General features: G+C 73.4%; 13 protein-coding genes. 7 read left to right on the top strand and 6 right to left on the bottom strand.

Annotated features, from left to right (window positions below; all coding sequences use genetic code 11):
- The first annotated feature begins 2 nt into the window (after positions 1-2).
- On the top strand, positions 3-1,268 hold the full coding sequence (locus ACNQOV_RS06405) for a D-arabinono-1,4-lactone oxidase (protein WP_416393843.1): 1,266 nt from the start codon (positions 3-5) through the stop codon (positions 1,266-1,268).
- 118 nt (positions 1,269-1,386) lie between these two features.
- Complete coding sequence (locus ACNQOV_RS06400) at positions 1,387-2,298, top strand: cation-transporting ATPase (protein WP_416393842.1); 912 nt, start codon at positions 1,387-1,389, stop codon at positions 2,296-2,298.
- Positions 2,299-2,359: 61 nt separating this feature from the next.
- On the opposite strand, the gene ACNQOV_RS06395 is transcribed toward ACNQOV_RS06400, so the two are convergent.
- Entirely contained in the window at positions 2,360-3,313 is a 954-nt protein-coding gene (locus ACNQOV_RS06395) for a DUF5937 family protein (protein ID WP_416393841.1), read from the bottom strand.
- A gap of 56 nt (positions 3,314-3,369) precedes the next feature.
- Between ACNQOV_RS06395 and ACNQOV_RS06390 the strand changes: the two genes are divergently transcribed.
- The 5 genes from ACNQOV_RS06390 (at position 3,370) to ACNQOV_RS06370 (ending at position 10,177) form a co-directional block, all read left to right on the top strand.
- Complete coding sequence (locus ACNQOV_RS06390) at positions 3,370-4,698, top strand: MFS transporter (protein ID WP_416393840.1); 1,329 nt, start codon at positions 3,370-3,372, stop codon at positions 4,696-4,698.
- A gap of 196 nt (positions 4,699-4,894) precedes the next feature.
- Positions 4,895-6,562, top strand: a complete 1,668-nt coding sequence (locus ACNQOV_RS06385; RefSeq protein ID WP_416393839.1) for an ABC transporter substrate-binding protein — start codon at positions 4,895-4,897, stop codon at positions 6,560-6,562.
- Complete coding sequence (locus tag ACNQOV_RS06380) at positions 6,559-8,247, top strand: dipeptide ABC transporter ATP-binding protein (protein ID WP_416393838.1); 1,689 nt, start codon at positions 6,559-6,561, stop codon at positions 8,245-8,247. The genes ACNQOV_RS06385 and ACNQOV_RS06380 overlap by 4 nt, the downstream gene beginning before the upstream one ends.
- Positions 8,244-9,182 (top strand): ABC transporter permease, encoded by a 939-nt coding sequence (locus ACNQOV_RS06375; protein WP_402267302.1) that lies wholly within the window; start codon positions 8,244-8,246, stop codon positions 9,180-9,182. The genes ACNQOV_RS06380 and ACNQOV_RS06375 overlap by 4 nt, the downstream gene beginning before the upstream one ends.
- Complete coding sequence (locus tag ACNQOV_RS06370; RefSeq protein WP_022905270.1) at positions 9,179-10,177, top strand: ABC transporter permease; 999 nt, start codon at positions 9,179-9,181, stop codon at positions 10,175-10,177. Before ACNQOV_RS06375 ends, ACNQOV_RS06370 begins: the two co-directional genes overlap by 4 nt.
- Positions 10,178-10,222: 45 nt before the next feature.
- On the opposite strand, the gene ACNQOV_RS06365 is transcribed toward ACNQOV_RS06370, so the two are convergent.
- The 5 genes from ACNQOV_RS06365 to ACNQOV_RS06345 are packed head-to-tail and all read right to left on the bottom strand — an operon-like array spanning position 10,223 to position 14,301.
- Positions 10,223-10,759, bottom strand: coding sequence for a hypothetical protein (locus tag ACNQOV_RS06365; protein ID WP_416393837.1), 537 nt, complete (start codon positions 10,757-10,759; stop codon positions 10,223-10,225).
- Positions 10,756-12,084, bottom strand: a complete 1,329-nt coding sequence (locus tag ACNQOV_RS06360; protein ID WP_416393835.1) for a DUF58 domain-containing protein — start codon at positions 12,082-12,084, stop codon at positions 10,756-10,758. Before ACNQOV_RS06360 ends, ACNQOV_RS06365 begins: the two co-directional genes overlap by 4 nt.
- Positions 12,081-13,094, bottom strand: a complete 1,014-nt coding sequence (locus tag ACNQOV_RS06355) for an AAA family ATPase (protein ID WP_416393834.1) — start codon at positions 13,092-13,094, stop codon at positions 12,081-12,083. Before ACNQOV_RS06355 ends, ACNQOV_RS06360 begins: the two co-directional genes overlap by 4 nt.
- Positions 13,091-13,570, bottom strand: a complete 480-nt coding sequence (locus tag ACNQOV_RS06350) for a hypothetical protein (RefSeq protein ID WP_148286808.1) — start codon at positions 13,568-13,570, stop codon at positions 13,091-13,093. The genes ACNQOV_RS06355 and ACNQOV_RS06350 overlap by 4 nt, the downstream gene beginning before the upstream one ends.
- Positions 13,567-14,301: a DUF4129 domain-containing protein gene (locus tag ACNQOV_RS06345; protein WP_402267290.1), complete on the bottom strand. Its 735-nt coding sequence runs from the start codon at positions 14,299-14,301 to the stop codon at positions 13,567-13,569. Before ACNQOV_RS06345 ends, ACNQOV_RS06350 begins: the two co-directional genes overlap by 4 nt.
- Positions 14,302-14,312 lie beyond the last annotated feature (11 nt).

Raw genomic sequence — 14,312 nt, 5'->3', positions numbered from 1 at the left:
ACGTGATCGCAGCGCAGCGCACGCGGACGAACTGGGCCGGCAACGTGACGTACCGTGCCTCCGGGCTGGCACGTCCGACATCCGTCGCGGCGGTCCAGGAGCTGGTGTCCAGGACCCCGCGCCTGACGGCGCTCGGCTCGCGGCACTCGTTCAACACGATCGCCGACACCGACGCGCTCCAGGTCTCGTTGGCGGACCTGCCGCCGGTGCTCGACATCGACACGGACCGTCGGGTGGTGCGCGTCGCCGCCGGCATGATCCACAGCCAGGTGGCGGCGGGCCTGGAGGCGCGGGGCTGGGCACTCGCGAACCTCGCCTCCCTGCCGCACATCTCGACCGCCGGCGCGGTCGCGACCGGCACGCACGGGTCCGGCGTCCGCAACCCCTCGCTCGCGCAGGCGGTGGTCGGCCTCGAGATCGTCCGCGCCTCCGGGGACCGGGCGTTCGTCGACGCGTCGACACCGGACGGTTCCCTCGACGCCCACCGGGTGGCGCTCGGCGCGCTCGGCATCGTCACGGCGGTCGAGCTCGCGATCGAGCCGACCTTCCAGGTCGCCACGACCGTGCACCTCGACCTGCCGTGGGAGGCCGTCGCCGCGCACTTCGACGCAGTCGTGTCGGACGCCTACTCGGTGTCGCTCTTCACGTCCTTCGACGACCGCGGCGCGCGGCAGGTCTGGGTCAAGCACCGCACGGACGAACCGGCGCCGGTGGTGGACCTCGTCGCGCTCGGCGCCCGCCCGGCCGACGGGCCCGTGCACCCGGGGGAGAACGACCCCGCCGGTGTCACCGAGCAGGGTGGTGTGCCCGGACCGTGGTCCGAGCGGCTGCCGCACTTCCGGTCCTCCTTCACGCCGTCGACCGGGGCGGAGATCCAGGCGGAGTACCTGCTGCCGGCCGGTTCGGCGGTCGAGGCGCTCCAGGCCCTCCGCGCCCTGGAGCCGGTCTTCGCGCCGATCCTCATCGCCGCCGAGGTCCGGACGATCGCCGCGGACACCGCCTGGCTCGCACCGTCGTCGGAGCGGCAGTCGGTCGGCATCCACTTCACGTTCCGTCGGGACGCGGACGCGGTGGCGGCCGCGGTGGAGCGGATCGAGGACGTCCTCGCGCCGTTCGACGCCCGGCCGCACTGGGGCAAGGTGTCGGCGGCGAGTGCCGAGCGGTTGCACGAGGCGTACCCGCGGCTGTCCGACTTCGCGGCGCTCGCCCGCGACCTCGACCCGACGGGGCGGTTCCGGAACGCGTTCCTCGCGCGCATCCTGAGCTGACCGGGCGGCCCCGACCGGGTGCCGACGGTCGGGGCTCACAGCCGCTTCGGATGACATCTCCGGCCGATCCACCGCGGCGTTCCTGAGCGCTCACATGTGCGATCACAAAGGTTGGGGCATGGCGAACCTCAACCGCATCATCGGCATGGCCGGCAAGGTCATCGACAAGCAGCTCCAGAAGCGCGGGCAGGCGGGACCCGCGGCCGGCGCCGGGCAGCAGCAGGGCGGGAGCGACTGGCGCGACATCGTCCGGAACGCGGCGGACCGGCTGACCGGCGACGACCGGAGCCGACAGTCGCAGCAGCACGGACAGCAGTACGGCCAGGGCCAGGCGCCGCAGGGCCGGGCGCAGTACGACCAGCCGCAGGACGGTCGGTCGCCGCAGGGTCACGTGCCGTCCGGGCAGCCGGCCCAGCCGCAGCGCGGGCAGGTCGACCCGGACCAGGTCGCGATCGCCAAGTACGACTACCTGCTCCGGACCGCGCCGCCGGAGCAGCTCGAACAGGTCCACCACGACGCCTTCGCCCGCCTCACGCCCGGGCAGCGTCAGCAGATCCGCGACCGACTGAACTCCGAACTGCCCCCGCACGAACACCTCCGCGACGACTCGGCGGGCGGGATGGCGCGTGCGATGACCCGGGGTGAGGTCGCCCGGCCCGGCCTCGTCCGGCGGGTGCTCGGCGGTGCCGGCTCGGCCGGACGTTGCCGCGGCGGCGCGTTCGCCGGTGGGGCTGCGGTCGGTGCCGGTGCGATGGCGCTCGGCGGCCTGGGCGCGGCGGTCGCCGGCGGTGCGGTGCTGAGCGCCGCCGCGGGTCCGGTGCTGGCGGAGGCCGCGAACCTCGGGGTCGACTTCGAGGGCATCGCGTCCGGGTTCGGCGACCTCGGGCTCGCGGACCTCGGCGGTGGTGTCGAGGGGATCGCGGGCGAGGGCGAGCAGCTCCTCGGCGGCCTCGGGGAGCAGGTCTCCGGCCTCGGCGAGCAGGCGTCGAACCTCGGCAACGACTTCCTCGGGGGACTGTTCGACCGCTGACCGCGGGCGACCCGCCCGTGCGTGGCGGGCGGGACCCGTCGCCTGCCGCAGCTGCCGTCCGTCACGATCGGGTCAGGGCGTCCCCGACGGTGCTCCGGTAGTACAGGACGGCCCGGCCGTACCGTGACCGGTTCAACAGCCCGCCCCGCTCCATCACCCGCAGGTGCTGGTTGACCGCCGAGGTCGACACCCCGAACCGCAGCGCGAGGTCCGTCGACGACGCCGGCTCGCCGAGCGCATCGAGCAGCGCGGCGCGGGTCGCTCCCAGCAGGTCCCGGACGGATCCTGCGTCCGGGTGGCCGGAGGTCGACCACATCGCCCCCTGTCCGCGCGCCGGGTACATCACGGTCGGCGGCAGGTCGTCGTCGATCGGCACCGAGGCGCGCACCACGAACATCGACGGCACCAGTGTCAGGCCCTCGCCGCCGATCGGTCGGTCGCGCGCGACCGGGGTCGTCAGCTGCACGTCGAGATCCGTTCCGTCGTACCGCACCGCTTCCGACAGCCCGCCGAGCACCGTGCCGATGCCCGCGTGCGCCGCGGTGCGCGCCCGGTGGCTGATGTCCGCCTGCAGCACGGCACGCATCCGGGCCCAGTGCGGCGCGAAGCAGAGCTCCCACGCCGTCGCGAGCGCCTGCTGCAGCCGCTCGACGACGGCCTCGTGCCGACCGGTGAAGACCGGTGGCACGGTGCCGTGCACCCGCTCGAGGTCGGCGACGATCCGCGCGCGGGGGAGTCTCCCGAGTGCCCGGAGCTCCTCGTCGAACGACGTCAGCGGTGACGTCGGCCGGGGGTTGACGAAGTCGGCCACCCACCGGCGCTCGTCCACGAGACCGAGCAGGACCTCGTCGTCGAGCAGCGGACGGACGGCGGCGATCCGGTCGAGCCACGGCTGCTGCAGCGGGTAGCGATCCGGTGCCCGGAACGCGCGGAGCCCGAGGCCGAGTTCGGAGAGGGGCGAGATGCCGAACCGGATCGCCGAGACGTCACTCGGTTCGAGGTGGTACCGGATCATGAAGCCCCACGCTACATCCGTTGTCCAGGCACCCGCGTGCCTGCGAGAACTGGACCATGAGCACCACCGCGGCATCCCGGGTCCCGATCACCACACTCGTCCGGGACGACCGGGTGCTCCGACGCCTGCTCGTCGTCACCTTCGTCGACACCCTCGGGCGCGGCGCGTTCTTCACCCTCACCACGCTGTACCTCACCACGATCGTCGGCATCGCCCCGGTCGTCGTCGGACTCGGGCTCACGGTCGCCGGGGCGGTCGGCGTCGCGAGCTCGCTCGTGTTCGGGCACCTCGCGGACCGGCGCAGCTCCCGCCGGATGCTCGTCTGGCTGCACGTCGTCCAGGGCCTCGCCCTCGTCGGGTACGTCGTCGTGCACGACCTGCCGACCCTCGTGCTGACGGCGTCCGTGGTGACGTTGGCGCAGCAGGGCGGCGGCTCGGTGCGCTCGGCCGCGGTCGGGCGGGCGTTCCCCGGGAACGAGCGGGTCCGGGTCCGGGCGACGATGCGGACCGTCACGAACGTCGGCATCGGGCTCGGCACGGCGGTCGCGGCGATCCCGCTCGCCGTCGGGACGGGTGCGGCGTACCGGGTGACGATGGTCGCGGCGGGTCTGCTCTTCCTCGCCTCCGCGGTGCTCGTGCTCGGTCTGCCGGCGGCACGGATCGACGCCGCGCCCGCCGAACGGACCGACACCGGGACGGTGGTCGTCCGGACCCCCGCCGGACGGAGCCCCTACCGGGACGTGCGCTTCCTGACGATCACGATCCTCACCGGGGTGTTCGGCATCCAGTTCGGCCTGTTCGAGGTCGCCGTGCCGCTCTGGGTCGTGCAGCACACCGTCGCACCGGACGTCCTGGTGTCGCCGTTGCTCCTCGTGAACACGATCGCCGTCGTCCTGCTGCAGGTCCGGATGAGCCGGGGGACGGACACGGTCGCCGGTGCCGCCCGGGTGATGCGGTACGCGGGCTGGCTGATGGCGCTCGCGTGCGGGCTGTGGGCGGCGGCCGGCTGGGTGCGGGGCGACGACTGGGTGCCGATCGCGCTCGCGGGGGGACTCCTCGTCGTCGCCGCGGTCACGCACTCCCTCGCCGAGATCACCTCGAGCGCCGCCGGCTGGGCGCTGAGCTTCGAGCTCGCGCCAGCGGACCGGGTCGGCGCGTACCAGGGCGTCTACGGCACGGGGTTCGCCGTCGGTGCGATGGTCGCGCCGACGGTGGTCACGGTCACGGCGATCGACCTCGGGACCCCGGGCTGGGCGGTCCTCGCCGTGGTGTTCCTCGGCGCGGCACTCGGCACCGCACACGTCGCCCGACGGGCGGCGTCACCGGCCGTCCCGACGCCCGCCGAGCCCGCTCGGCCGGACGACCCTGAGACGCTTCGGGAATAGACCGGGGGTGCACCGCGATTGGACCGTTACGTCGTGCGACGTCCCGTCGCGCCCGGGATTCGGACGCCGTCCGATCCCGGTGCCAGGATGGACGCCGCGCCGACATCAGGACCGGTCCTGCACCCGGACCACGGCGACGCGTCGCGGCCACCCCACGGCCGCGCACCACCACTTCCCCACGAGGAGCACCACCGTCATGAGACGCCCCAACCGCCTGACGATCACCGCTGCGGTCGCCGCAGCAGCAGCCCTGGTCCTCGCCGGGTGCTCGGGCGGCGGCGCGTCGGACGACGCCTCGGGCGGCACGTCCAAGGGCGGCACGCTCAACATCCTGACCACGGCCACCGCGGTGCACCTCGACCCGGCGACCAGCCAGAACCTCAACATCACGACGCTCGGCCTCGTGCTCCGTCGCCTGACCGCCTGGGACGTCGAGCCCGGCAAGACGGCCAAGGTCGTCCCCGACCTCGCGACGAACACCGGCGACTCGAGCGACGGCGGCAAGACCTGGACCTACCACCTCAAGAAGGGGCTGAAGTTCCAGGACGGCACCGAGATCACGACGAAGGACATCAAGTGGGGCATCGAGCGCTCGTTCGCGCCGACGCTCACCGGTGGCCTGAGCTACCACAAGTCGCTCCTGGTCGGCGGTGACAGCTACAAGGGTCCGTTCGACGGCAAGACCCTCGACAGCATCGAGACCCCGGACGACTCGACGATCGTGTTCAAGCTCAACGCGGCCTACGGCGACTGGCCGTGGATCGTGTCGATGCCGGCGTTCGCCCCGGTCCCCGAGGGCGACGGCACGGACACCGGCGCGTACGACGCCAAGCCGGTCGCCTCCGGTCCGTACGAGGTGCAGTCGAACACGCAGGGCTCGCAGATCACCCTCGTCCGGAACAAGGAGTGGAGCGCGGCGACGGACTCCGTGCGCACCGCCGGTCCGTCGAAGGTCGTCTTCAAGGAGAGCCAGGACCCGTCGACGGTCACCCAGACGCTCATCGCCGACAACGGCGACGCGAAGGACTCGTTCGGTGCGACCTACCTCGGCGCTGCCGAGCTGAACCAGGTCCGCTCGAACCCGGCCGCCCAGGACCGCCTCGCCACGTCGAAGGCCGGCCCGATCAACTACCTCGCGATCAACACGCAGAAGGGCTCGCTCAAGGAGCTCAAGGTCCGGCAGGCCCTGCAGTACGCGGTCGACAAGAAGTCGTACCGGATCGCCGCCGGTGGTGCGCTCGCCGGCTCCTACGCGACCACGCTCATCACGCCCGGCATCGCGGGGCGCCAGCAGTACGACCTGTACGAGCCGGGCGCGACCGGTGACGTGGCGAAGGCGAAGAAGCTCCTGCAGGAGGCGGGCGTCTCGGACCTGAAGCTCACCCTGGTCACCCAGAACGACTCCGCCAACCTCGCCGAGGCGCAGGCGATCCAGGCGGGCCTGAAGCGCGCGGGCATCACCGTGACGCTGAAGCCGCTCGACATCGACTCGTTCTACACGGCGACGACGGACGGCGACGACTTCGACCTCGCGATGTTCAGCTGGCAGCCCGACTTCCCGAGCGCGAACGCGAACATCCAGCCGCTGTACGACTCGTCGCAGATCGGCGGGGGCGGCTACAACGTCTCGAAGTACAGCAACCCCGAGGTCGACGCGCTGATCAAGGAGGCGACCGGCACGATCGACCAGCAGGACGCCCAGAAGCTGTGGGCCGAGGCGGACAAGAAGATCATGGCCGACGCGCCGATCGTCCCGCTGACCTACGCGAAGCAGTCCTTCCTCGCCGGCTCGAACGTGCAGAACTTCCGGATCGCGGACTTCCCGGCGTACCCGAACTACCTCAAGGTCTCGCTCGCCAAGTGAGTGCTCCGCTGCTCGAGGTCGAGGGGCTCCACGTCGCGTTCGGCGACGCGGAGCCCGTCGTCCGTGACGTCTCCTTCTCCCTGACGCCCGGCCGCGTGCTCGCCCTCGTCGGCGAGTCCGGGTCCGGCAAGTCCGTCAGCGCGATGAGCGTGCTCGGCCTGCTGCCCCCGGAGGCCCACGTCACCGGGAGCATCCGGTTCCGGGGTGCCGAGCTCGTCGGCGCATCGGACGACGACCTCCGAGCGGTCCGCGGCGCCGGGATCGGCGTCGTGTTCCAGGAGCCGATGAACTCGTTCACCCCGGTGCTCTCGATCGGCACCCAGATCGCCGAGGCGATCACGGCGCACCCGACGGACCTCGACCGCCGTGCCGTGTCGGCGCGCACCGACGAGCTGCTGCGCGCCGCCGGCCTGTCCGATCCGGCCCGGATCCGGAAGGCCTACCCGCACGAACTCTCGGGTGGACAGCTCCAGCGGGCGATGATCGCGATGGCGCTCGCGGGCGACCCGGTCGCCCTCATCGCGGACGAGCCGACCACCGCGCTCGACGTCACGGTGCAGGCCGGCATCCTCGACCTGCTCCGCACGCTCGGTCGTGAGCGGGACCTCGCCGTCCTGCTCATCACGCACGACATGGGCGTGGTGGCGGACGTCGCCGACGAGGTGCTCGTGATGCGTCGCGGCGACCCGGTCGAGCACGGGACCGTGGCCGAGGTGTTCGCGCACCCGGACGCCGAGTACACGCGGGCACTCCTCGCGGCCGTCCCCGTCCTGGAGGCGCGACCCGCCTCGACACCGCAGGCTGCGGACGGTGCGACGGTCGCGTCCACCGCGCCGGCCGACGAGACGGGGACGAGCCGCGCCTCCCGGCCCCTCGTCGCGCAGCTGCGCGACGTCGCCGTGCGCTACGCACGCCGCGGAGCACCCACCGTCTCCGGCATCGACTTCGCGCTCCACGCGGGCGAGACCCTCGGGCTGGTGGGGGAGTCGGGATCCGGCAAGTCCACCATCGGGCGGGCGCTGGCCGGCCTCGTGCCGGTCGTCGCCGGATCCGTCGAGGTGGACGGCAGTGACCTCCGCACGGCCCGCGGCGGACGGCTGCGGGAGCTGCGCAGCCGCGTCGGCATCGTCTTCCAGGACCCGGCGTCGTCGCTCAACCCGCGTCAGACCATCGGCTGGAGCATCGCCGAGCCGCTCCTCGTGCACGGCACCGCCTCGTCACCCGAGCGTGCCGAGCGGGTCCGCGAACTCCTCGTGGCGGTCCAGCTCGACCCGTCGTGGGCCGAGCGCTTCCCGCACCAGCTCTCCGGCGGGCAGCGGCAGCGCGTGGCGGTCGCCCGCGCCCTCGCGCTCCGGCCCGCCCTCGTGATCGCCGACGAACCGACGTCCGCGCTCGACGTCACCGTCCAGGCGGCCGTGCTCGACCTGCTCGCGGCACTGCAGCAGGACTTCGGCTTCGGCATGCTCCTCATCAGCCATGACCTCGCCGTGGTGCGGCAGCTCGCCGACGAGGTGGTCGTGCTCCACGACGGCCGGGTGGTCGAGCGCGGGGCGACCGACGCCGTGCTCGACGACCCGCAGCAGGACTACACGCGCATGCTCCTCGCGGCAGCGCCCGTCGCCGACCCGGTGCGACAGGCGGCCCGCCGCGACGCTTGGCGCGCATGGGAAGGGGTGGCCTCGTGACCGCCAACGTCGTCGACCGTCCGGTCTCGGCGGCCGCGAACCGGAGCACCGGCTTCCGCGCCGTCGTCCGCCGGGTGCGCCAGGACCGCTGGGCAGTGGCGTCCGCGGTCGTCATCGCGGTGTTCGTCGTCGTCGCGCTCGCGGCGCCGCTCATCGCCGCCGTCACCGGCCAGGACCCGTACGGGTACCACATCGACGCGCTGAACTCCTTCGGTGCCCCGCGTGGCCCGGGTGGTGGGATCAGCGGCCAGCACTGGTTCGGGGTCGAGCCCCTGACCGGACGCGACCTGTTCGCGATCGTCACCTACGGCGCGCGGACCTCGCTCGGCATCGGCATCGCCGCGACCGTCGTCTCGATCGTCATCGGCGTGCTCGTCGGCGTCACCACCGGGTTCTTCGGCGGCTGGTACGACCGGGTGCTCTCGCGCGTGGTCGACGTGATCTTCGGCTTCCCGTCGCTGGTGTTCATGATCGCGCTGACCGCGATCGTCCCGACCTCGTTCCCGAAGCCGGTGCTCGTCGTCCTCGTCATCGGGTTCTTCGGGTGGCCGTCGGTCGCCCGTGTCGTGCGGGGGCAGACGCTCTCGCTCGTCACCCGGAACTACGTCGTCGCCTCGACCGCCATGGGCGCCGGACGCTGGCACGTCATCCGGACGCAGCTGTTGCCGAACCTCGCCGCGACGATCACGGTCTACGCGACGATCTCGATCCCGTCGATGATCGGTGCCGAGGCCGCGCTGTCGTTCCTCGCCGTCGGCGTCACCCCGCCGACGCCGTCGTGGGGGCGCAGCATCGGCGACGCGATCGGGTGGGTGCAGACCGACCCGATGTACCTCGTGTTCCCGGGCCTGGCGTTGTTCCTCATCACCCTGGCCTTCAACGTGCTCGGCGACGCCCTGCGTGACGCCCTCGACCCGCGGAGGAGCAACCGGTGAGCACCTTCCGCTTCATCGCGATCCGCGTGCTCGGCGCAGCAGTCGTCCTGCTCGTCGTCGCCGCGATCACCTACGCCCTGTTCATGCTGCTGCCGACGAACCCGGCGCGCGCGATCTGCGACAAGCCCTGCACGCCCGACCGGCTGCGAGAGGTGCAGGCGTTCCTCGGCACCGACAAGCCCTGGATCGCCCAGTTCGGGGCGTACCTGGCCGGCATCTTCACCGGCCGGACGTTCGGCTCCGGTGCGTCCGTCATCCACTGTGCGGCGCCCTGCTTCGGCTACTCGTTCCAGCTGCACGACAGCGTCACGAACCTCATCCTCACGCGCCTGCCCGTCACCGCGTCGATCGCCGTCGGCGCAGCCGTGCTGTGGCTCGTCGCCGGTGTCGCCGGCGGCGCGCTCTCGGCCCTGCGCCGCGGCACGTACGTCGACCGCACGGTGATGACGATCGCGGTGGCCGGGGTGTCCGCGCCGTCGTACCTCGTCGGACTGCTCGCGATCCTGCTGTTCGGGTTCGTGCTCGGTGTCCTGCCCACCAGCGGGTACGTCGCCTTCGGGGACGACCCGGTCGGGTGGTTCACCCACCTCGTGCTGCCGTGGTGCGTGCTCGCGTTCATCAGTGCGGCGATCTACGCCCGGCTGACCCGGGGCGAGATGCTCGAGTCGATGTCGCAGGACTTCGTCCGGACCGCCCGCGCGAAGGGGCTCCGGGAGCGCCAGGTCGTCGTCCGGCACGGCCTGCGGACCGCGATCCTGCCCGTGGTCACCCTGTTCGGGCTCGACCTCGGGTCGCTCCTCGGCGGCGCCGTGATCACCGAGAAGGTCTTCTCGATGCAGGGACTCGGCGCGCTGCTCATCGACGCGGTGCACACCCTCGACCTGCAGGTCGTCGTGGGCTTCACGCTGTTCTCGGCGCTGCTCATCGTCACCGCCAACGTGATCGTCGACGTCGTGTACGCGTTCGTCGATCCGCGGGTGCGGCGCCGGGCGTAGGGCTCGGCGGGACCGCGACCGCGACGCGGCGGGTGGGCTGTCGGGTCAGCGCTCCGCGTCGTCGCCGGCGCGGAGCAGCATCGGCACGAACAGTCCGAGCGCGAGCGCCAGGAGCGCGATCGTCCCGGCCACCGCAAGCCACACGCCGCCGACCGGGCCGGCACCACCGAGCAGGGCGACGACCACGAAGGCGACCGCCTGGCTCCCGACCTGCACGGCGACGAACCGCAGAGCCGACGGCACGAGGGCGCGGAGCTGCACCCGGGCGGTGCGCGGCGTCCACGCCCAGAGCAGGCTCGTGGCGAGGACGAGGTGCGTCGTCAGGAGGAGCACCGGGAGGGCCGTCCCGCCGATCCCCGCGAGGGCGAGCTGCGCCACGAGGAGCGCCGCGAACGGACCACGGGGCACGACCGCTGCCGCCGCCGCGAGGAGCACCGCGACGACGAGCCAGCCGCTCGCCCCGACCACGACGACCGATCCGACGACACCCGCGACGAGGCCGAGCGCCCCGATCGTCCACGCCGGGACCGCCGGACCGATCGACGGCGCGCCGGTGCGCTCCGCCCTCGACCCGGCGGTCATCCGGTCCGCCGGGTGCGGCTGAGCAGGCGGAGTTGCACGGCAGGTGTGTCCCCGTCACCGGTGCGCCAGTGGATCAGCTCGACGCCGGTGGCCGTCATCTCCGTGAGCCGGTCGGACCGTTCGAGGGCGATGAGCCGGGACGCCGTGCGCTCGAGACGGCTCGCTCGCCGGAGGTCGGCGGCCGGGAGCACGTCGACGGCCACGACCCGGTGCCCGGTCGCCGCCCAGGTCACGGCCATCGTCGACGCCTGGTCGTCGAGGAAGGTCGAGAGGACCACCACGAGGGACGCTGCCGGGACGAGCGGCATCCGTGCCGCGGTCGTCGCGTCCGGCTGCGGCGTCGCCTGGGCGATGGTCGTCCGGAGTCGCTCGAGGTGCCGGGTCCCGCCGCCGGGCTCGACCGACCGCGCGGTGCCCGCGAGGTCGCGGAAGCCGACCCGGTCGCCGGCGCTGATGTACGCGGTCGCGAGGGAGACGGCTGCTTCGCGAGCGAGGTCGAGCGACGTCGCCTGGTGGGAGCCGTACCGCGCGCCCGTCCACCGGGTGACGTCCGCGCCGAGGTCGTCCCGGCTGTCGAGGACGAGCACGACGAGGGCGTCCGCGGTGGCGAAGGTCCGGCGCACGTAGAGCTCTCCCGGGCGCTCCGCTCGCCGAGCGGTGCGCCGCCAGTCGATCCGCCGGAGCCGGTCACCCGGAGCGAAGAGCGCGACGTCGCGGAACTCGCCGCCGTCACCCGGGCGCGCAGAACCGTGCGCACCCGTGATGCCCGTCACCCGGCTCGGCATCGGGAGGTGCTGCATGCGCAGGTGCGGGGGTGGGACGACCGCGGACCGCACCGGGCCGGCCTCGGGCACCGAGATCGCGGTGCCGCCCCGACCGAGGAGCGACAGGTGCGTCCGCAGGACCTCCTGCGGCCCGGAGTGCGTGACCGGGACGCTCCCGCGCAGCCGCCTGGCGCGTCGAGGGTCGACCACGACGACGTGCCGCCGGTCGCCGACGACCCGGAACTCGACGGCGACCGCCTCGGCGGCGGACGGCACGGCGACCTCCGTCCGGTACGCCACACCCCGGCCGGAGTCGGACGGCTCGAGCGTGGTCGTCGTCCGGACTGGCGTCCTGTCGAGTCGGGGCCGGGCACCGAAGGCGGCCGTCACGAGGGCCGGGAGCGCCACCACCGCGAGCTCGGGGCGTCCGGTGACGAGGCCGAGCCCGGCGAGCAACACGCCCACCGCGAGCCCGAAGACCAGCGCCGGGTTCCGCACCCACCGCGGCGCGGTTCCGGACCCGGCCACCGGGCGGACCGGCGGGTCGTCGGGAACGCTCACCGCGCCTCCAGGCCAGACGCTCGCGCCCCGACCACCGGCGGGCCCGGCACCTGCGCGACGATGCCCCGTACGATCGCCGCGGGGTCCACGCCGTTCGCCCACGCCTGCGGTGTCAGTGAGATCCGGTGCGCGAGCACCGCGACGGCGGCGGTCTTGACGTCCTCGGGGGTGACGAAGTCGCGTCCGTCCATGACGGCTCGCGCGCGGCCGACGAGCATGAGCGCCTGCGCACCACGCGGTGACGACCCGACCTGCACGTCGCGGTGGGTGCGCGTGGCGGCCGCGAGGTCGACGCAGTACAGCGCCATGTCCTCGTCGACGTGCACCCCCTCGACCGTCGCCTGCATGCGCAGCACGTCGGTCGCGTCGACCACGGCGGACACCGTCGCGACCTCCTGCCGTCGGCCGATCCGGTTGAGGAGCACCTGCTGTTCCCCCTCGCGCGTCGGGTAGCCGACCGAGAGGCGCACCATGAACCGGTCGAGCTGCGCCTCCGGGAGGGCGTACGTCCCCTCGTACTCGATGGGGTTCGACGTCGCCATGACGTGGAACGGGCGGGGGAGCGGGAAGCCCTCGCCCTCGACCGTGACCTGCCCCTCCGCCATCGCCTCGAGGAGCGCCGACTGGGTCTTCGGCGAGGTCCGGTTGATCTCGTCGGCGAGGAACATCCCGGTGAACACGGGGCCCGGGCGGAAGACGAAGTCCGCGGTCGCCGGGGCGTAGACGAACGACCCGGTGATGTCGGCGGGCAGGAGGTCCGGGGTGCACTGCAGCCGACGGAAGTCGAGGCCGCAGGCGGCCGCGAGGCTCCGAGCCGCGAGCGTCTTGCCGAGGCCGGGGACGTCCTCGAACAGGACGTGGCCGCCGGCGAGGATGCTCGCGAACGCCAGCTCGAGCGGCTCCCGCATCCCGACGACGACCGCGCCGACCGTGTCGAGGACGTCACGGCTGCGGGCGGCGACGTCGGCGATCGGGAGCGGCTGGGAGCTCTGCGTCGTGGTGTCGGTCACGGGTGCCTCTCGGTCGTGGGTTCCAGGGTCTCGAGCGCGGTGAGGACGCTCGCGAAGGTGGTGAGGTCGATCTCGGACCGCCGCTCGCGCACCAGGACGGCGACCACTGCCGACGGCAGGACGGCCTCGATCGCCGTCCGGTCGCCGGGGTCGTCGAGGTCGAGTCGGTGGCGCGTCCACAGGCGGTGGCGAGCCACCGCACGGACGCGGGCGAGTGTCCGCTCGGGCACACCGCCGTGGGCGCGCAGCGACCACGCCGTCTCGGACAGCTCGCGTCGAGCGCCGGGTTCGGAGCGGACGGGAGGCACGGGCCAGGTCAACGGGACGTCCTCACGGACGGCGCTCCACGTCAGACCCACCGCGGCGACGACGCCGCCGACGGCGAGCGACTGCACGACGCCGACGCCGAAGAACCACGTGAGCGCCGCGGCGACGACGGCGAGCACCAGGACGCCGATGGTGCGGCCGCGGGTCACGTGCGGCCCGTCGGGACGTCGGCCCACTGCGCGTCGAGCGTTCGCAGCGCGGTCCGGACGGCGGCGACGTCGGCATCGGTCGCCGGGGCTCCGCCGAAGCGCACTGCGAGGTAGCAGCGCCGGAGGGTGCCGAGCGCGGTCTCGTCGACGTCGAGCTGCCGGAGGATGCGGGTCGTGAACTCCGTCGGCGTCTCGGCAGCTCCGCGGCGGAACCCGGCGTCCTCCGCCGACTCCTGCAGGCCGACCCAGGCCGCGGTGACGGCGTCGGAGGGGTCCCGGGGTCCCGCCAGCACCTCGAGCGCACGGCCGATCCCGCGACGCAGGTGCTGGCGCCCGACCTCGGTCGAGGGGTCGACCGGCACCTCGACGGCGAGGCCGGCCACGTCGATCGCGTCCGGACGCGTGGGACGGCGCCGTTTCCGCAGGAGGTGGAGGACCACGAGCACCAGGAGCGCCGCGACGACCACTCCCAGGACGACGAGGACCCATGACGCGTCGACGTGCTCGGCGGCCCGTGCTCCGAGCGGCTGCGGCTCGTCGGTTGCGGGCGGTGACGCGGTCGGCTCGACGACAGGAGCGCGGGCGGGCGCGACCGTGGGGGACCAGCGGGCGCCGGTCAGGACGGGCCGCGCGCCGATCGTGGCCGCGACGACGACCAGTGCGCCGAGGGCGAAGGCGGCGACGGGGACGAACGGGAAGCCGCCGCGGTGCGGACCGTCGTCGTTCGCCATGGATCCACGCT

Origin of the sequence: Curtobacterium sp. LFS084 (assembly GCF_047977705.1) — a bacterium.
In the GTDB taxonomy this organism is placed as follows: domain Bacteria; phylum Actinomycetota; class Actinomycetes; order Actinomycetales; family Microbacteriaceae; genus Curtobacterium.
The sequence above is the reverse complement of the archived record's forward strand: the minus strand, read 5'-3'. Positions and strand labels throughout refer to the sequence as shown.

What these genes read in the sequence shown, in the direction of transcription:
- ACNQOV_RS06345 (WP_402267290.1), bottom strand. Translation starts at nt 14,301, where the DNA reads ATGGCGAACGACGACGGTCCGCACCGCGGCGGCTTCCCGTTCGTCCCC.
- ACNQOV_RS06385 (WP_416393839.1), top strand. Translation starts at nt 4,895, where the DNA reads ATGAGACGCCCCAACCGCCTGACGATCACCGCTGCGGTCGCCGCAGCA.
- ACNQOV_RS06390 (WP_416393840.1), top strand. Translation starts at nt 3,370, where the DNA reads ATGAGCACCACCGCGGCATCCCGGGTCCCGATCACCACACTCGTCCGG.
- ACNQOV_RS06365 (WP_416393837.1), bottom strand. Translation starts at nt 10,759, where the DNA reads ATGACCGCCGGGTCGAGGGCGGAGCGCACCGGCGCGCCGTCGATCGGT.
- ACNQOV_RS06395 (WP_416393841.1), bottom strand. Translation starts at nt 3,313, where the DNA reads ATGATCCGGTACCACCTCGAACCGAGTGACGTCTCGGCGATCCGGTTC.
- ACNQOV_RS06400 (WP_416393842.1), top strand. Translation starts at nt 1,387, where the DNA reads ATGGCGAACCTCAACCGCATCATCGGCATGGCCGGCAAGGTCATCGAC.